Annotated in this window: 12 protein-coding genes; 1 reads left to right on the forward strand and 11 read right to left on the reverse strand. The window is 31.8% G+C overall.

Annotated features, from left to right (window positions below):
* Nucleotides 1-41 precede the first annotated feature (41 nt).
* From MHB45_RS15465 to MHB45_RS15485, 5 genes are all read right to left on the reverse strand, one after another.
* On the reverse strand, nucleotides 42-341 hold the full coding sequence (locus MHB45_RS15465; protein WP_340907975.1) for a lasso peptide biosynthesis PqqD family chaperone: 300 nt from the start codon (nucleotides 339-341) through the stop codon (nucleotides 42-44).
* Entirely contained in the window at nucleotides 335-1,270 is a 936-nt protein-coding gene (locus MHB45_RS15470; RefSeq protein WP_340907976.1) for an aldolase, read from the reverse strand. Before MHB45_RS15470 ends, MHB45_RS15465 begins: the two co-directional genes overlap by 7 nt.
* 93 nt (nucleotides 1,271-1,363) lie before the next feature.
* The gene (locus MHB45_RS15475; protein ID WP_340907977.1) at nucleotides 1,364-1,498 is read right to left on the reverse strand and encodes a paeninodin family lasso peptide; all 135 of its coding nucleotides are present in this window, start codon (nucleotides 1,496-1,498) and stop codon (nucleotides 1,364-1,366) included.
* A 14-nt stretch (nucleotides 1,499-1,512) separates the two neighbouring features.
* Nucleotides 1,513-3,450, reverse strand: a complete 1,938-nt coding sequence (locus MHB45_RS15480; protein ID WP_340907978.1) for a lasso peptide isopeptide bond-forming cyclase — start codon at nucleotides 3,448-3,450, stop codon at nucleotides 1,513-1,515.
* A gap of 839 nt (nucleotides 3,451-4,289) precedes the next feature.
* Entirely contained in the window at nucleotides 4,290-5,453 is a 1,164-nt protein-coding gene (locus tag MHB45_RS15485; RefSeq protein ID WP_340907979.1) for a nucleotidyltransferase domain-containing protein, read from the reverse strand.
* Nucleotides 5,454-7,200: 1,747 nt separating this feature from the next.
* On the opposite strand from MHB45_RS15485, the gene MHB45_RS15490 reads away from it, so the two are divergent.
* Complete coding sequence (locus MHB45_RS15490; RefSeq protein WP_340907980.1) at nucleotides 7,201-8,931, forward strand: hypothetical protein; 1,731 nt, start codon at nucleotides 7,201-7,203, stop codon at nucleotides 8,929-8,931.
* Nucleotides 8,932-12,512: 3,581 nt separating this feature from the next.
* Here MHB45_RS15490 and galE read toward each other — a convergent pair.
* From galE to MHB45_RS15520, 6 genes are all read right to left on the reverse strand, one after another.
* Nucleotides 12,513-13,553, reverse strand: a complete 1,041-nt coding sequence (gene galE / locus MHB45_RS15495) for a UDP-glucose 4-epimerase GalE (protein ID WP_340907981.1) — start codon at nucleotides 13,551-13,553, stop codon at nucleotides 12,513-12,515.
* Between the two features lie 137 nt (nucleotides 13,554-13,690).
* Nucleotides 13,691-15,022 carry a UDP-glucose dehydrogenase family protein gene (locus MHB45_RS15500; RefSeq protein ID WP_340907982.1) on the reverse strand — a complete coding sequence of 444 codons (1,332 nt, stop codon included), beginning with the start codon at nucleotides 15,020-15,022 and terminating at the stop codon, nucleotides 13,691-13,693.
* A 91-nt stretch (nucleotides 15,023-15,113) separates the two neighbouring features.
* Complete coding sequence (locus tag MHB45_RS15505) at nucleotides 15,114-16,379, reverse strand: oligosaccharide flippase family protein (protein ID WP_340907983.1); 1,266 nt, start codon at nucleotides 16,377-16,379, stop codon at nucleotides 15,114-15,116.
* A gap of 478 nt (nucleotides 16,380-16,857) precedes the next feature.
* The gene (locus MHB45_RS15510; protein ID WP_340908159.1) at nucleotides 16,858-17,961 is read right to left on the reverse strand and encodes a glycosyltransferase family 4 protein; all 1,104 of its coding nucleotides are present in this window, start codon (nucleotides 17,959-17,961) and stop codon (nucleotides 16,858-16,860) included.
* Between the two features lie 247 nt (nucleotides 17,962-18,208).
* The gene (locus tag MHB45_RS15515) at nucleotides 18,209-19,120 is read right to left on the reverse strand and encodes a glycosyltransferase family 2 protein (protein ID WP_340907985.1); all 912 of its coding nucleotides are present in this window, start codon (nucleotides 19,118-19,120) and stop codon (nucleotides 18,209-18,211) included.
* A 6-nt stretch (nucleotides 19,121-19,126) separates the two neighbouring features.
* Complete coding sequence (locus MHB45_RS15520) at nucleotides 19,127-20,086, reverse strand: hypothetical protein (protein WP_340907986.1); 960 nt, start codon at nucleotides 20,084-20,086, stop codon at nucleotides 19,127-19,129.
* Nucleotides 20,087-20,092 lie beyond the last annotated feature (6 nt).

A 20,092-nucleotide genomic window follows, 5' to 3' on the forward strand; every position in this document is an offset into this window, starting at 1 on the left:
TTAACCCTTCCATAATCAGTCTAGTAATATACGTCGTGGGTTTATCTTTCATCCCCTATTTGGATTAAACCTTCCTTATGTAAAAGTTCAAGAAAAGAATATACATGTTCCTCACATTCCCTTTGCTCAACTGCATATTGGGACATCAGAGTTTCAATCAGCTTACTAGTAGAGATTGACTTTTCAATTAAGTCCCAAATAACGCCGCCCATTCGACCCAAATTATAATATTTGCTGTTCTTTATACTCATTAAAACTTTTTCTCCGTCCATATCGCTCGCAATGTTTCCTTTACTTTGTTCAATGGTCGCATGTAATGAAATCTTTTGAATATCTAGCATGTTATCTTCTCCTTTTGTATAGTTTGTAAAACGGTTGATGCTAAACTATTGGCTGTGAATTCTGAAACAGGACGACTTAGTTGGAAGATATCTAGAAGTTCGACAAGTCTAGTTGAACAAACAAAGTGCCACTCCATTTCATCTAATAACTCAATTAAAAAATTCCGGTAAGTATGGGTAAATAGTGTGCGAAATCGTTCAATCCCTTCAATCTTTTGAAGTTTAATATATTCGCTTTCTGTTTTTACCAATTCAAAAATACCAGCCAAAGGTAGTACTTCCGTAGAAAATCCGGAGTGGACCGGGACTGCAAACTTTGACTCTCTTTCAATGATAGGCCGGTACTTGTTGCTATTCATTCCAAACTCTTTTAAACTTGTATCCCATAATTTCTGTTGTGGATAAGCAGGAGTTACATAAGGAATGTTATTTTCAGAAAAAGATACAGCGATGACATCATCACTTAATAGTTTGTATCCCATGTTTATGAAAGCTGAGGCGAGCGTCGATTTTCCAGCTCCTGATTCCCCGATAATGGCATAGGCCTTACCATCAACTTCTATAGCACTTCCATGTAAAGGAATCACCTTTCTTTGAATCAAGAGCGCCCCCATACAAGTTCCAAGGATAAAAAGCCGAATTTTATCTTCATCTGCCCCCTTCATTGGGGAAACAGTGATTTTCTTTCCATCTTGTATAAAAAAAGTGGCGGTATTAATGATCCTAAACAAGACCATATTTTCTTTCACAAGATATTTATCCGTCATAGGTACGAGTTCTTTCCATACCATTGATAAATCTTTCAATTCTATTTTCACATCCACCCGGTCATTGTAATTATTGATGATTTGTAATTCCGGAAGAATGATGGAACTTTCTACATTTAACCCAAAAGCCTTGTAAAGGACTTTTTCGTGAACACCGACCATTACTTCACACCCTAACTCTAATAAATAAATTTAACAAAGCCCTTATACTAATTTGAGTCCGTATAAGGGCAAGGAAGTAATATCTCTAAACAATTAACTATGCAATATTGCTTCTTCGCCATCAAACGGATCTTTAGCATAGAAGTCAACCCCTCCGTTACTGGAGCCTAACATTGTCATATTAATATCTAATACATCTAATACTGGTTTTTCCCATTCCTTTTTCATGTTCTCACCCCCTTTCAAGTCAAATTTTTAATGAACCGATATACGATTAAGCTACGCATCAACACCCTAAATTCTGGATTAAATGCATATTCGCTTCTAGGTTCTTCCTTAAATTTTGAAATCAATGTATTCAATAATCCGATGTTTAGAAACTCAGCAACTACAGAACTCTTTGTCAACTGTTGAAGCTCATCCATTAAAGGTTTCCAAGAAGGGGTGATGCGGTGAACCCAATCGGCTGCTTGTATACCCCTGACACGTTGGTTTAAACGTACGTTATCGGGCAAATAATTCTTTGTTGATCTGCGAATAAGAGATCGATTATACCCATCTTTAACGAACTGTTCTTCAGGTACTGATAAGCAATATCTAATCACTCGTAAATCATTTGTTGGATCACGATTCCATAATGCATACCGCAAAGATAATTTGGTAGCTGCTGTACCAGAAGCACTCCAAAAGTGTCCTTTTTCAAACCAGTCGCTCCTAGCTTCATAAGCGTTTGTTAAAGATGAACCTGTATGATCAATACCATGCTGGTTTAATTTAGCGAAAACCTTGGTCCTGTCTGCGAAATCTTGATTTATCAAAATAGGGAAACGAAATGGGTCTTCCCATGGGAATTTTCGTACTATATTTGGAAATGCGGTTTTTCTAATTGCAGAAAAAACTTTTGACTTTTTTATCCCAATATTTTTACAGTAAAGGTTCATTTCTTTATAAAGGTGCATCCATTTTATTTTTTTAAATAGCACTGCATAGTGATCCATTGCCGGTCCCCAGGATATGGTAAAATTTCCCCCTGCCCCGTTTAAAAGCACGCCTACTCCTTGCTCCTGAGCCTTTTCGTAAGTACCCTTTAACCAAAAGGAGTTTTCAAAAAATTTATAAGGCATTTCCATAATTTCAAGCATTTCATCTATTTCTGAAAGAGAGCTTTTCCCTTTAAAATCTAAATAGTCATCATAAATATTACCTACATGCTGCACAATGGATTGGATAAACGGCCTTTCGTCTGCCACTCGATGTTTGGGTGTAAAATCAACAAAATCATCGGGTGGAATATAACTGAATGTATGTACTCGTTTCCTTTCTTCGCGAAGGGTATTCGCAGCAAAACTAACGACAGAACCAGAATCCAACCCGCCACTCAATTGAGCACCAACGTTTTTATGTGTACGAATCTTTGCGTTGACTGCTGTTTGAAATACATCACGAAATGCATCTTCATATTCTTCATTGGACTTTAGTTTTAACTGTTTTCCCATTGTTATAGCAGAGAATCTGGATAGTGACACTCTTTTATCCACTATTGAAATTGTATGAGAAGGTGGTATTTGTTCTATGTATCGATAGACTGTTGATGATGTTTCTGCTGCATCAACCATATCAGGTATAGCTAAATGCTCCGCAAGCCACTGTTCATTCAATTTCTTATGGACATACGGTAGAGTAAATAAAGGTTCTATTGTCGTAGAGAAAGCAAACCGATTTTGATCCCTATAATAATAAAGCGTTCGGCTTCCTCCATAGTCCCTTGCCCCAAACATCTTCTGTCTTTTTTCATCCCAAATCACAAAAGCAAAATCTCCTACTAAGAACTTAGGGGAATCTTCTCCCCACTTATAGTAAGAAAGTAAAATCAGTTCACTATCAGTCATGCCTTTTTGATGTATTGGTTTTACTTGCAACATCTGAAATAAATCTTCACGATTATCAATAATAGCATCGGCTGTAATTGCACACTGCCTTTCATAATCATAAAATGGGAGCTGCTCACCCACAGATTCAAGGGTAATCCATTGAGCGTGACATCCAAAAAAAATCTTTTCTGAATGCCATGTTAGAATATTATCTGCAGGGAATTTTTGTAATGCTTTCATCATATCTTGGCCATTTTGGGGATTTACTGGCTCTTCATTTAAGTGTAAAATACCGGTTATAGCACTCATGTTTTCCCCCTGCTTACTTTGTTATGTATATTAATTTCATAGAGTACTAAAAAATTCTACTCATTCTAGATTTCTATTAACTTAAAGTATTAGTAGCACCTATTAAAAATACCCGATGTTTTTTAATGATACCCCTACCACATACTAAATAATTTCCTATTTTATTTGAAACATATTACTTTATCTTCCTTCGATGCTGGCTAAAAACCTTTATGAAAATACTTCTATCATTTGATCTATAAAAACTTAATCCCAACTAATTTTAAGGGTGTCCATATTTCTCTCATGTGAAATAGAGGCATTAACATTCATCCTTTCCTCGTCAACTCAGTCAACTGCCTTTGCCGGGTCTTTAATAATAATTAATTAATTTATATCTATATAATAGAAATTTCATTATATTCAAGTTTATAAATCCAATTTAAAATTCATTTAAATAATTCGAAAAATTTAGATATTATGTGGCCTTTTTTACTTGCTTGTGTATTGTATTCAAAAATCTCTTGATGAGGGTCTCTCTCAGCTTATAAATAAACATTTAATTATACTTTTTTACGAACGATACGTTCTTTATAACGAATTTTATAAGCTAAAATTACCATCTATTTATACCTATGTCAATAACTTTTATTCCCATATTAATATAGAATACCTAACAAGGTATTAAACCTTCTTCCAATTTGCTATTTATTAATAAATTTCTGCAATATATTTTTCTTTCCAGTTATTAAGATAGAAAAATAAGCATCCACTCTTTACTTAAAAGTGAATGCTTTTAGGGAACTAATAGTTAGTTTCATTATATTATAAGTTACACTGACATTATTTTAACAATATCTTTATTTATGCGGTTTTCTTGTCTTTCTCCAAACCCATAAAAATGGGCGTAACGGAAAATATAAAAAATGAAGGGATTCAGGCAATCGCAATGTCATCGGATCAGAAGAACTGGGATAAAATAAAATCAAAATGAAGAAAAATTTTTGTGAATTTGACTTTAAGGAAAAGAGATAACGTTTATAGTATGTGCTTGACATAATGGTTGCTAATGATTCAGTTCCTTTGATGAAGACTAAAGAATTTTTTGCCAATATTTTTGAATTATTTCCTTCAGTTAACTTTTTCAAACCTCCATCAATTGGAGTTTTAAATAGCTGTGAAGCTAAAATAAGTGCTTGCCCTGCTAAATGGCGATATCGATATTTCTTCAAAAATATGTTAGTTTTTTCTATTGGAAACCCTTTTCTTAACATTTGGTCAATATCTAGCAACCAACGAAGACGAAACCAACCATGACGTGCACCATGAGATACGAGATATAAAAACAAATCCTCTTTACCTAAAAAATAAACTGGATAGCTTGTGATAGCACTTACCCTTTTTCTAGTCCATAATTCATTAAAGGTTGGTTCCTTCGAAGGTAAAGGGTGTAACCTCCAATGGATTTCAATCTGGATATTTTTTTGAGGATGGAAATAAACAACGTGGTGATACCTCCATTTCCACTCGTTCAATACATTTGGTACCTCATCTGTCTCGTAGCCTAAGCTCAGAAGAAGTTCTTCAACTTTTTTAAGATAACTTATTGGAATTAGAATATCTAAATCCTTGGAAGTTCGCAGGGAAATATCCCCGTAAATATCGGCAGCAATTACTGGTCCTTTTAAAAAAAGAAGACGGATATGATGTTCAGTAAATAATTTACTTATTTGCTCCATTTCCCCACTTAAGAGAAGCATTTGAAATGTATTTTTTTTGTATTCTTGGTGTAAAGCCTTAATAATATACGGAGGTACCAATTTTCCATCTATTTTTTTTAATTGAGAATAAATTAATGGATATAAACGGTGGTGTTTAACTAATTCAAAAAAATATCTCCAATTAATATCTGTAAGAAATTTATCCAATAATAAACTTTCTTCATTCCTATTTTTCAAAATTTCTAATATTAATTTTAATTCCTTGGGAATATGTGTCAAATCTACACTAAAATTGTTATCCATCTTTTTCCCCTTCCAAGTTTTTGCATTTTTTCTCATAGATAAAATTACGAACAACGGTACTATCTCTTTCCCCTGTAATCCTTTGATTTTATCAAATTCTATACTTCTACAACTCATACTGCTAAATATTAGAAAACAGAAAGAAGTATAATAATATTAAACTTAAATATGATAATAGGTCCAATATTTTTTTAGCAAGTACTCTACACTACTGATGCTTAGAATGAACTACCTATACACAGGTTGCTTAAATGATTACCTGCTCAAAGCTAATTCTATTAAAGGTGGAAATCTAAGAACTATGGTTTCCAAATTTCGGGTAGATTCGCTGAACATGTATGACTAATTCTATTCAAACGGTATAAACAAAAATGGTAAATTGAGAAATAAACTTTTCAGCGCCCCAATCATGTATGTGGAATTAACATTAAATATATTCGACCTGTAACTTTGTTGGATGTATCTTATAGCAATTATGACTGATACTTTCACAGTCTGCCAGTTTTTACGAACACCAATAAAGGCGGCTGTAAAATTTAATAGCACAGTTTTTGTTTATTATTATTGAAAACCTTTTGACTCGTAAATTGTAGAACGATTTTTCAACTGTTAGCTATCACCATTTAAATGAATGACTTCAGCTTTCTGAATAAGAGTTTGTAAGTAATTGGCGGTTTCTTATTAACGTAAAGAACGTAAAAATAGAATTGGCTCACGATGATTATCCTTTAAGAATTTCTAAATACTCCTTCACATCACGGGTTTGTCTATGAAACTCAAATAAATGATCATATTCATCAAGATAGGTAATTAAGTTGGGAGCGTCTATGGTCATGTTAGTGTCCGCTTGGCGTTTATGTTTCACATACTGGCTAACATCGCTGACTTCATTTGCTAACTTCTATCTACACCTTCTTTTAATACTTCATTGCTGATTAGCATACTATTTTCGTATTTCTTCAAGGGAAGCCTTTCCCAAATCTACTTGCTCAAAAACTGTTCAACGATGGTCATTAATACATAACTATGCATCAAACGATTACGGGTATGCTGTAGATCCTGGATTATCGTTCCTTTTTCTTTGAAAATAAGTGATGGGCCAATACTTCGGCTTGTTGTGTGTGCATCAGGAATAGCCTTATACATGTGGTTTGCCTAAATAGGGAATATCCTCCCATTTTACCCTCTACCTAATATTTTATGACATACACTGTTGATAAAAACGGGATTATCGACATGAATAACTCGAAATGTTGAATCACTCGGTGCCTTAAAACCCTTCTTTCCCCCTGTTTATTACACACCTTTTACCTTTAAAAAGGGCAAAGAAAAGACTGAGGAGATGGATCAAGATAAGCTGTTCATCTATTCGAAAGTTTTACCATTTTAAGAAGATGGAAATTTAGAAGATTAATCAAATAAATGATAAACCTAATAAACAAGCAGAATCTCTCCCTACATTGGTTTGGTGTTGTAACCTAAGCTTAAGGGGAACTCTTTTTTTCATGTGATAAGCTACATACTAATATCTTTGGTGAAGACCCACTTTATCCAATAAGAGGAAAAACAGATTTCCTCTTATTGGATAAAGTGAGTGAGTCTTTTACACCATTTAAACACTACCGCTGTTTATGATAGAACAAAAATCATTACATTAACATATACATATAATGAATGATAACTTCAAGAAAGGAATTATTGCCACCAATAAATGATATTAGTATATTTAAGTAAGGAGGAATTTACTTTGAAACGAAGAAACTTCATAAAGAATTTTTTACTATTTGTTTTTGCCTTTATTTTTGGCTATACAGTAAAAAAAGAGGGTGAAAATACGGTATTAGTAAGTAAAGGCAACGACTCGAATTCTATTGCTCATGAAATTGAGGAATTAACCGGACAGTCAGCGAAAACTGCGCAAAGAACAAAAAATAATTTATCTATCTCGGAATTTGAAGAATATGTAGTAAATGGGGATTGGGCTCCTGCCATAAATAAAGCATTTTCTCTGTACAATGATAAAAAATCACCATTTTACCAAAAAAGAATTAGAATTAAGTTTGACTCTGATGTTATTTACACTATCAAATCCACAATAAATTTCAATCCAAAATGGGTAGAATGGGACGCAAGAGGCTCAAAAATAAAAACAAAAGGAATGGGAACAAACGGTTTTTTAACCGCACTAAAAGTGAATACAGGAGACACTTATGCAACCAATAATAACATTCAAGCTGTGAACTTGGGCATCTTCATAGAAGGTGAAGGACAAGGTATTATAGGAAGCAAAGGAGTTTTGATTACTAACTGTGCCGACTTTATGTTTATTGGTATGCGTTCACAAAATTTTGAATCAGCTATTTATTTTTCTTCCAACGCTTATATTTTATCTTTCCTGCATTGCGTTTTCGTAGGTGAGTACGCAATTCACATACCTGGTCGTAAAACCAATTATGGGGAACGGCTTACATTTATCGACTGTAGTTTTGGGGGGGCTTACAGCGTACTGAATAACAGTAATCAAGGGTCGTTACACATGAAGTCATGTTCTTTTGATTTTAATAAAAAGGGTATTGTTAAGTCTACTAATGGTGTTACTTTTATGGATGCTTGCCATTTTGAGTTTCATAATGATCAAATGATAGAAACACCATTTCAAGTATCAGGGAATGGAGCGACACTAATTGTAAAGGGAGGTTGGTTACTAAACACAGGTTCCAATACTCCACTTAATTCATATATGGTTGAAGGTGATGGATATTCTCTATTTGAAGATATAAAGATGCACAATCTCAGAACAACAACGAGACAATTTGCATCTGATTTAGGAGTTCATGAAGTTATTATCGGTAATACCAATAACCAGCATGGTTTTAGTCTCAATAAGATACAAAAGTCACACAATTCTCTAATGGATGGTGGTTTTGAAGCAGATAGTATTATTGACTTAATATGGATAAGTAGAGACACAGGAACAATCACTGACAGATGGAATTCTACAAACATGAAATTAGAATTAGATACAACTAATTATAAATCAGGAAATAAATCATTAAAAGTATCTAAAAACACAGGTGTTAACAATGCAGCTAGATTTGTTGTCGCTTTTCCATTGAGTAGGTTTGACCATAAAAGAAAATACCCTTTCATTGAATGGAATATTGCGAAATTAAATACAGCAGGCAACGGAGGTTCAATTGAAGCTGACTTTAATTGGGCTAATTTATCTATTACATCAGATATACAAGCACCTAAGATTTTAAAATCTCAATATATTAACTCTTCTTCTACTATTAGTATAGGCGTTGCAAAACAAAAAGATTGGATTAAGGTTACTTCTACTGGCGATAGTAAAATTGTATATAATCCACCACGTTGGGCTACTCACCTATTGGTGGAGTTTAATTTAATTTCATATGATGGAAATCAAAATAACGCTTTTCTAAATTTTGATGATCTATTTTTCGAAATGGTTTAAGTATAGAAAGAAAGCAAAACAAATTTTTTACTTTTAAAAGCATAAGTTGAGTTCAAAAATATAGATAGGTGTACAAATTGGTATGGTTCTTCCTTTTATTTAGGTGATAGACTTTTGGGTTAATTATAGTAGAAGACAATTACCTCAGGAGGTTTGGGAAATAGATTCATAAAAGCTCTATAAAAATAGGAAATCAGTGACTTGTCTCATTACTATGGATGTACATTTGTACTTTCATTTCTGGCCGACTCTTACCGATACCCTTAACCTTCCTTGGGCGATCAAAAATGTATCCACTTGCCAACAATTAAATTACTAAATTACTGATTCTCATTTAATCGCCTTTAACTACGATTAAATGAGAATTATGAATGACTGATCCATTAGGATTAACTATCCATAAATGTGATTAAATTTACAGATATGAAGATTCGTCGTCATAATGATACTTAGTTTGATTACATATAGAAATATTTTGAAATAATAATTCTACCCATTTTTTATGTATATCTAAAGGTATATATTTTAACTCGCCCAAAATTAATAAATTCAAGTTTCTCAATTTGCTTAAAAGGTATTGAGCATCTCTTTTTCATTTGCTTCTAAAAATCGATTAACTAGTAATGCTAATGTATGGAATTCACATTACATTTGACTTGTATAGCGTTTACTCCATTAATCCAAGCTAAATACGTTTTATCTGTCCGAACTCCTCCGTTAAGTTATGATGAATAATACGCTTTAGCCCCCAAGTCAACAATCTCGGTTTGAGAAGAAAACACTAGAGGGCAAACTTCGATTTACTTTGCAATAAAGTCATATACCAACCCAATACTACCCAATACTCTACTTATAAAAAATATTAGCTATTTTTAGAAAACACGCTTTCTAGACTTTCACCAATTACGGAAGAACTAAAAGTGAACCGATATTGACATTAACCTCCTAAATTTGTCGTTAAATCATTTTCAACAGATTGACATGTCCTTCTATGAGTCCATTACTCCGAGGATAAAAATAATTAATGCTTAATGTCCGTATTATCCGATTTCAGGTAATGAGCAAACAACAATTTTAATGGACAGGTGCCCGTTGTGCCAATCCCTCACCATTTCTACTGTAAGGCCGTCAAAGAGAGTAATGGGCTTCCCAATCTTCAGGTCATAAAGAATACTCCCATACAGTTGCCTTACAATCTGTATTATTACAAAAGAATTTTCTCGATTGTACATTAAGTTAACTAGGAGTGAGAGAGTAGGAGAGTCCTTGAAGGTTCGCCGTACAGCTTTTCGACAATTTGGCAGGAGGGACTTGATAGGCAGACTAAAAATGAAGGTAATTACATTTAATTTGGGCAGTGCCCGAGATTAAATATATCAGATATGTAGCAACAAAAAAAAAAGTAACTATTCGAAGATCCTACAAAGAGAAAGAGATTCTAGAACAGTAAAGAAGTTTGCCAAACAGGAGGATTTCAGTTCAGACAAAAACAGACCATCTCCAGGATTGTTCGTACATCGTAAATGAGGAAAATGGTACTATTAGTTCTAACAGGTATTGGAAAAACTCAATTTGGCCATATATTTGCTATAAACCTCTTACACAATCATCCACTTCCTAGTTTTTTCACGGCTTATGAAGTGGTATCAGAATGCCGAAAGGCAGAATCAAAAGGGAGGATCAATCGTTTAGTTAACAAATCGAGCCGACCCCATTTACCTGGTCATCGATGAAGAACATACAGCAAATATCTTTTTTCAAGCATTGTCCATAGTATATGAAAACAAGGCTAGGATCTTAACATGAATGCGGGAAAAAATAATTGGTGGTGATGTGTTGGCTACAGATTCTAAATTTTCGCCTTTAACATTCCGTCATTTTTAATATTAAAGGGGAATCTTATCGCTTCAAAAAAAGAAAAAAAGCAGTATATTCCTGCTAAGGCAACTAAGTATCATAAGAATAGGGATTCTTAAGTTAAAAGGTGGTAACGATAAATACAAGAGTAAATAATGCGGTTTAGATTTGTTGTAGTTTTCATTGAGTAAGTTTGAGCATGAATGATCCTTATTGAATGGAGTATTCATTTAATCTAACTTCAACTGTGCCTTACTTATTACATCATAAGATACGCAAGCACCTTAATGGATTTACCATCACTTTTTGTGATTTAACACAAAAGAGGAAAACACTTTTGAATTCCTTAAAAAATGTTAGCAAAATACAAATTAAAAAGGAGGTCTTCAACGTTTTCCACTTACTATATTTTTCAGAATTTTAGGTTTCAAATCAAAAATTCTCTCTTCACTTATTATTAAAGTTTAGAAAAAAGCCGGAGTAGTCCGATGCACTTATTGCAGCTTCCACTCAACACTTGTTCACTACAAGGACAAGAAAATTGAGAGATTTCTCTATGTTATATGCTCCTTTTCTTAATGGTCTGAGTCAAAAGATATTGATTGCACAGGAGGTTTATTCTGCTTCTTTTTATTCTATTGCACACCAGCACTACACTTACCTTTTTTGTCTCCTTATCTAAGTATAGGTCCTGGACGACTATTTCAGGATATTAATCCGAAAATACCTATTAGATTGCTTACTCAGCGAACTAAATTTACCAAAAAATATCCAGAAAAGGAAAATGATTTTCAGACTGTCATCTAAAAAAGTAAAGAGTATAGAGAACTACGCTAAGTCTATGAAATAGCTGTTTACAAGGGACATAAGTATGAAGACCGTTTTTTAAGTTGATAACTTGGTAGCAATCATGGGCAGTATTAGATTCAATATTAGAACTCTTATCGTTTAATGTCCTTCATCATGAACAGGTATAACGTTGTGGTAGACATGTGAGATCACTTTAGGGCCATACCAAAAGTGTTTTTGGTAACGCACAGATTATTAAGTATACTCAATAGATCAAAATCCGTAAGAATATATCTGGATGACTATAAAGAGCTATAAAAAAGTATATAAAGAGTAACTAGTACAACTAGGTGAATTGTTAGATACTGACGAAAATCTTACTTATGGATATTCATAGACATATTCAGACACTTTTATAAATCACCAGATTATGAATCAATACAGAAATTCCCAATAGGATGGCACCCATTTCTATCATTCTACGAAGGAGCTATATCACTTTAAAACACCATGTAAAATGTCGAACAAAAGACACAAAATTATATATCAACAATATAAAAGCGAGTAAATGGTATAGAAAACTTCACGGATTAGAACATGTGTATTTTAGAGTACACTCGAAGGTTTAAACTGGTATTCTAGCCCTTATTCTTCTGATGGATAATAGTTGGTAACTCATATCCAGCTAACTATTTGCCTGAATTCTGTGTGTATCACAAAATTAGTGAAGAACCTTTTAATGATATCCCATAACCGTTTTTATTAATTTTAGGAACCGTTTGTAATATGAGGGTTGAGAGTGTGTAACACAATATTCCTTGACAAAATTACAATGAGAATAAAAAGATTAATAACCTTTAAACCTAGTTCTTGGTTAATTCCGAATATTATATTTTGTTTTCTTTTATGTTTGCAACGCTTTTGGAAATCATTTATCATATTCTGTTTAAAGGAGCTGAACTCAATTCTCTATATCCTTCTGGATTTATTTTTTGCCAATTCCAAGAATCCTTGCACATTTCTTCGATACCTCTAGTTGCTATCCATCCGAGTTCGTTTTTTGCTTTATCTGGATTAGAGTAACAAACAGCTACATCTCCTGGTCTTCTATCCACAAATGAATAAGGAATCTTGACACCGGTTGCCTTTTCAAATGAAGCAACAAGTTCTAATACACTATATCCTTTACCAGTACCTAGATTATAAGCCTCTACCCCATTAAAAGCATTTACCTTTTCTAGAGCTTTAACATGTCCCATTGCCAAGTCTACCACATGAATATAATCCCTTACTCCCGTACCGTCTTTTGTAGAATAGTCATTACCAAAAACATTCAACTGCTCCCTTTTTCCAACAGCAACTTGTGTGATATATGGCATTAAGTTGTTTGGAATATCGTTAGGGTCCTCTCCGATTTGTCCACTCTCATGTGCACCAATTGGATTAAAGTAACGTAATAAAGCTATACTCCATGTTGGATCTGAAACATAAAGATCTTGTAATATTTCTTCAATCATTAGCTTTGTTCTCCCATAAGGATTGGTAGCTCTTAATGGAAATTCTTCCTTTATTGGCACACGATTTGGCAATCCATAAACAGTTGCAGAAGAACTAAAAACCAGTTTTCTCACCCCGAATTCTCTCATCGTCTCACATAGAATAAGAGTCCCAGTTATATTATTATGGTAATAGTGAAGCGGTATCTTAACTGATTCTCCCACTGCTTTTAAACCCGCAAAGTGAATAACCGCAGATATCGTATTTTCAGTAAATACAACATCTAGCTCATCTTTATCAATTAAATCAATATTATAAAACTTTAAGTCTTTACCTGTTATTTCTTTTACTCGTTGTAATGATTCTAATTTACTATTAGATAAATTGTCCACAACCACTATGTCATATCCTGAATTTATCAGTTCGATACAGGTGTGACTACCAATATATCCAGCTCCACCAGTTACTAAGATTGCCATTAATTTCCCCTCACTTATTGTCTGTTTATTATAAGTTGCAGTAGATTGTTGTAATTATAATACAAAAACTGTTAATAAGGAAAGCCACTTTGCTTTAGAAATTCCGTTTGTTGGCAGACCTAAATCCCAAGTACATATTAAACCTCACTCTTTACTTTATATTCCTGTATATAAGGGCGGCCAATAGATTGATAATTAATATCAACATTCATTACTTTATTTAGGCTAAAGCAGTTACGACCATCATATACAAAAGGAGTTTTCATTAGTTTGTTAAATAAGTTCAAATCCATACCTTTTATTTCTTCCCACTCCGTAAAAATAAAGCAAAGATCAGCATTTTCTAGAGCTCTTTCAATTGATTCTTCATAGTGAACTTGTGTTGGATATACCTCTCTAAAATTATTCATACCAACAGGATCATATACATGAATCTCGGCACCCTCATTTAATAATAAACGAATATTAGGAATCGATGGTGCTTCACGCAAATCATCTGTACCTGGTTTAAATGTGAGACCGAGAACGGCAACTTTTAACCCTTTGAAAGTCGTAAAGTCTTTTCTTGCCTTTTTTATTAGTTTAAACTTTTGTTTTTCATTTACCTCTATAGCTGCTTTTATCGTTCGTAGAATATAACCTTCCTCTTCAGACAACCAGTGTAATGCTTTTGTATCCTTAGGAAAGCAAGAACCACCGTAACCAATACCTGGATTTAAAAACTTATTTCCAATACGTTCATCATAACTCATACCATTCGTAACATCTTCTATGTTGGCACCTACAGCTTCACAGAGATTAGCGATATCATTAACAAATGAAATTTTCAATGCTAAGAAATCATTTGAAGCATACTTTACCATCTCTGCACTACGCCGATTCATTGCGAGAATTGGTAGATTAAAAGGTTTATACATATCTGTTAATACTTGTTTTGCTGAATCACTTTCAACTCCAATAACAATACGCGATGCATAAAGTGTATCACGTACTGCCGTTCCTTGTGCTAGAAACTCTGGGTTAGAAGCTACTTCAACTTTAACATTATTTTTAAGGTATTCTTTTATTAAGGATTCTACTTTTTCATTTGTACCAATAGGAACAGTAGATTTAATTACGACTAAGCAATCACGTTCAATAGATTCAGCAATTTGGCGTGCAACCGTATATACGTAATTTAAATTAGCAGAACCATCTTCATTTTCAGGTGTTCCTACACCCACAAGGATAACATCCGAGTCGGCATAAGCGCTTAGATAATCTGTGGTAAAAGTTAGTTTACCCAACTCAGAGTTTTTAACTATTAATTCGTCGAGTCCTGGTTCAAAAATAGGAGATATCCCCTTATTTAATATATCAATTTTGTCTTGTACGTTATCTACACATGTTACCTTGTGGCCTACTTCAGCTAAGCAAACACCTGTAACTAAGCCAACATAACCAGTCCCTGCTACTGTGATATTAATCAATTTCAACGTCTCCCTTATTTCAATAAATTTACCATAATTATAGTTTATATTTAAAGAGTTAAACCAACGAGCCACCTAGTACAAGAAAACTTTATATATTTTCTCCTCTGCTTCGTCTTACCATTATTAAATTACGAATATTTAATACAAAAATGATACCCTCTGCTAATATAACAGCTATTGCCATACCAAATTCTTGAAGCCATATTGTTAATGGGACCGAAAGTATAATAAAAAGAATTGCAGCTATCGAATAACTCTTATTTAAATTCTTTTGCAAATTCATTGTGTACATAATTCGAGCCATTATTGTATTCATTATAGCTAGGAAAACAATTATAGAAAAAACTCGAATTAATTGATTTATTTCGTTGTTATTTGTTCCAGTCACGATTATTGAAAACTGTGAAGAAAAGATAAATAGCAGTAAAGAAATTAATATGGAAAATAGAAAGCTTAAAAACAATAATTTCTTTTTAAATAAAAAAAATTGTTTCTTATTACTTTCATACAATTCACATAAATATGGATAAACAGCTTGACTAACCGGCTGGAACAAACCAATAAAAGCTCCCATTACTTTTTGACTGATACCATAATTACCTGTTGCTTTATTTCCCGATATAAAGCCTAAAATAACTAAAGGGCCATGAATATAAAAGTTAATCCATAAGTTTGTCAAAAAGATGTGTTTACTCTTTCCTAATTCATGGGTTATTTTATGAATATCTATGATAAATTTATAATCTATCTTAAACTTCACTTTCACAAAGAACCAAGAAAATATCCCAGGTATAATGTAATAAAGTGTTTGAAAGAAAACAGCGATATTAATATCATTGGAGTCTCTTATAAATATAAAAATTAATAGAGTCACTAAAATTTTGGCAATAATATTAATATATGTTATATACTTCATTCGTTCTAAACCTTGATATAACCAAATGGGAAAAAGGGTATTTCCAATAAGAATAAAATAACTTATCAGAAAAGCAACTTTGCTATCATTAAAAAAAGGTAGACTTTCTATAATAATAAAAAATACAATTCCAACAATTAGGGTTAGAGTGATTTTAATTGTCATAATTAGATTATAGATATCATTTACTTTCTCATTATTATATTTGTTAATGGATATATCTCTAGTTGCTGAAATATTGAACCCGTAGTCAACAAAAATATTTAAAAACTGCATGGTAGCAACACATAATACCAATATACCATAATTGTCAGTTCCAAGAGTTCTTACTAAATATGGAAATGTGATTAAAGGGAAGATATAATTACTTCCTTGTAAAACTAGTAAAGATATAATATTTCCAAATAAGCGATTTTTATTTTTATTTTTATTTTCCATTAAGATTCCTCTTTTATACTTCATATGCCAAGAAATTGGAAGGTTCAATTAATCAAATGTATTGATTCCCCTCATAAAAGGCAATCTGTTATACTACCTTTTTGGGGAGTCGTATACGTTAGCTTGTACGGCTAATATCTTGAAGTTACCAGTCCAGAAAGAGTAAAACGATTAGTATATATACTCAAGGGAAGCAAAAAACAGTGATCATTCTAATTCTAGAATAAACCTTTGACCTAGACTATTAAAGGCCTAGAAAATAATTGACAAGACTTTTTACACCGAAAGATGCTTGATATCCTTGGTACTTATGAATTGTGTAGCACAATCATTCGGGTATTATATACTAAAAATGCCACAACATAAGACATCTTAAATTAAGAAAGAATATAATTTTATTTTCAATTACATTTGAGAACTTTAATTATACATTTTCTAATAAAATAAATTGTTTATCTTGCTCCCCTGATAAATTAATTCAAGATTTTTTCTTCCCTTTTTTTTGAATGAGTAATTCATATTGTTTGATGATTTCACTATTCATATGCTCACTGGTGAATCTCTTTAAAAACAAACTGTATCCATTTTGTCCCATCAATACCAACTCTTCTCTATTAAGGTTTAACAAAATGTTCTTTAATGAAGCATAATTATCAATATTAAATATATAGCCATTCACACCATTTTTTACAATTTCAGGAAGCGCACCTCGATCACTGACAATTAATGCCTTTTTATTTCTCATCGCTTCAATTGCAACGAGACCAAAGCCCTCCCATCTAGATGGAACAATAACCGCATCAAAAATCTTATAATAACTGTCTATTAGTTCATTATCAATCCAACCAATGGAAATAATATTGCTTGGGAGTTTTAAAGTAGATTTATTTAACACATTATCCCCAATTAAATATAATCTAATATCACTAAGATAATTTTTCGAAAAGAAATCTATTAATATATCTAGTCCTTTCTGTTTATCAAAGCGTCCAATAAAAAGAATGTTTATTTTACTAGAATCTAATTTAACATTTGGTTCACTTACAGATGAGACTTCATTTTTTATGCCATTGTATATAACCAATGATCTATTTAATGGTAACTTATAAATAAGAGAATGCTTTAATTCACTTTTAGAAATATTTATTATAAGATCCGTTTTTATTGCTAAGAAGCGTTCAATATACCCATAAATCTTTTTCTTCCAATCAGGGATATCCATAGTAAAGGCCCAACCATGTGAACAATAAACCACTAAGGGTCTATCTCGTTTAAAAAATAAAAGTAATCTAGTAAACACTCCTGCAAACGTGCTATGCACATGTATAATATCGGGACGGTCTTTTTTTATTACTCTGTTGATTTCATTAATTGCACTAAGGAAGTGTTGTGGTTTTCTGACATAATTATAAAAATAAGAATTTATACCACTAAACTTATTTCTATTTACTTCATAATCACTAAGAACAACACTGACATTAGATATTTTTTCACTACTCTGTTGATACCTTAACACCTCTGTTAAATACGTTGCTATGCCACCTTTTGTATATTCACATACATGTAAAACTCTTATTTTTATACACCTCTCAAATCAAAATAAAAATAAACTACAATAAGGTATTTTTATTGAGAATATTTAATTATTACCCTTAATTCATTCACATTTTTTTATCATTTTAGAAAACATTCACATATCTATTAATAAATAGTCGTAATTGGATCTTATATAGAGGTCAATAATCATTGTAATATATTTACAACGTTTTGATTACGATATTATTTCAAGTTTTTGTTTATGTCCTAATTTTTAAATATTAAAATATCAACTATCTCAACATTTTTCTTAATTTTTTTTTGGGTATAAGAAGAGATAAAAATACCTTAATGAGTTTCTTCATACTAATTATATTTTTTTTATAAGCATCTAATGTTATTTTCAAAGCTAACTTTTTCTTTTTATCCAATATATAGGAATATAGATAATTATGAATAATAAAAACCGTTTGTGAGTTTTCATTGAAATACTTTATATTTTTGTTAAACCAATCCATTGAGTCCTTAATTTTTTCTTCACTAAAGCTGGATATTTGATCTGAATTTTTATCTGAATAATATATAGTTGAATTATTTTTAAATAAAAGGAATTTCACACCTTCATTTTGTAATCTAATGCAAAAATCATAATCTTGATGCTTTTTTAGGTCAGGATTAAATTTCACTTTTTTTGCCAAGTCTGCTTTTAGCATAAATGTACTCGTTTGAACAAAGTTATTTTTTTCAAAAATGTAATTTACAATATCATCATTAAATAAACACTTATCATTTAATACTTTATTTGTCTTTTTGTTAGATATACGAACATTAGCATTCGTAAAACACAGTGCATTATCGCTATCTAACCCAAATGATTTCATATATTTCCATTGTAATTCTAATTTATCCGGTAGCCACTCATCGTCTGAATCTAAAAAAGCAATATATTGTCCTTTACTTTTTTCAATACCAAAGTTTCTTGGCATAGTTCCCTTTGTATTTTCTTTTAGCTTATAATATTGAATTCTATGGTCATCTATCCCCTGAATAATTGATTCTGTTTCATCAGTAGATGCATCATCTACCACTAATATTTCTATATTTTTGTAACTTTGGTTTAAAACACTATCTAGAGTTCGTAATATTATGCTTGCCCGATTAAAAGTGGGTATTATTACACTTATTAAATCTTCTTGATATTTCATATACTTTCATCTCCACCCACTAATAATTTTTCTATATATAGCCTTTGCTATTTTACCTATACTAATAAAATCATAAACATTAAAAAATGTGCTTACTCCTAAGATTTTTTTTGCAAGTTTCGGAGAATACACAAAATTTTTCTTTTTTAAAGATTTAAACAAGTATTTTAATTTATAATCCTTTTCTCCAGGAAAATGTAACCCCCATAAAAATTGATCATCTAGGCATCTATTTACTCGATATGCTCTTTTAAAGAAGGGGTTAACATTAATATTTTTCTTACTTAGGAATTCTTCACTATTTAAAATAGCTGTATAATAATGTTCCTCAGTAAAATAAAATGTACTTTTATCTTTATATAAAGATTCAAACGTCTCAAAAAAGGCAGGTATTGTTCTAGAATTCAAATAAAGGAATTCTCCTCCATAAGGTACAGCTACTTTATTATCTCTTTCTATATTTATACCGTGAAAGTTTTCTAACCAACAATTAAACCTACCAAATTCAGAAAATTGAGCATATCCAGCCCACTCATACTTATCTATAATATCTATTACTTTATTAAAATCATTCAAAAATATGACATCTGTGTCCAAGAAATAATACCCTTTTTTACCAATGTGATCATCAGTTTTAACTATATATTTTATAATATCAAAAATAAACATTGAACCTGACCATCGTTTAGTGGCATCTACAAAATGAGATGAAACTTCTACTACTTCAACCTGTAAATTCTTTAAAACATTTTTATAATACCCTTCTCTTATCTGGTTTAATCTCTGTATATCATTAACATAGAAAATCAATTTTACTTCTTCTGAAAAATATCTAGCTGAACTAAAAAGGCAAATAACTGTTTTAATATATACTTCATTATGAGACTCTAGATTTTTCTTTCGCATATTTGCATAATGAGTTACACTATCACCAAAAAAGAAACTGCTACAAATTACTCTTTCCACTTTTTA

The sequence above is a fragment of the Peribacillus sp. FSL K6-5616 genome (assembly GCF_038008245.1).
Classification (GTDB): domain Bacteria; phylum Bacillota; class Bacilli; order Bacillales; family DSM-1321; genus Peribacillus; species Peribacillus frigoritolerans.

Coding starts and splice junctions, on each gene's coding strand:
- MHB45_RS15465 (WP_340907975.1), bottom strand. CDS start 341: ATGCTAGATATTCAAAAGATTTCATTACATGCGACCATTGAACAAAGT.
- MHB45_RS15470 (WP_340907976.1), bottom strand. CDS start 1,270: ATGGTCGGTGTTCACGAAAAAGTCCTTTACAAGGCTTTTGGGTTAAAT.
- MHB45_RS15475 (WP_340907977.1), bottom strand. CDS start 1,498: ATGAAAAAGGAATGGGAAAAACCAGTATTAGATGTATTAGATATTAAT.
- MHB45_RS15480 (WP_340907978.1), bottom strand. CDS start 3,450: ATGAGTGCTATAACCGGTATTTTACACTTAAATGAAGAGCCAGTAAAT.
- MHB45_RS15485 (WP_340907979.1), bottom strand. CDS start 5,453: ATGGATAACAATTTTAGTGTAGATTTGACACATATTCCCAAGGAATTA.
- galE (WP_340907981.1), bottom strand. CDS start 13,553: ATGGCAATCTTAGTAACTGGTGGAGCTGGATATATTGGTAGTCACACC.
- MHB45_RS15505 (WP_340907983.1), bottom strand. CDS start 16,379: ATGGAAAATAAAAATAAAAATAAAAATCGCTTATTTGGAAATATTATA.
- MHB45_RS15515 (WP_340907985.1), bottom strand. CDS start 19,120: ATGAAATATCAAGAAGATTTAATAAGTGTAATAATACCCACTTTTAAT.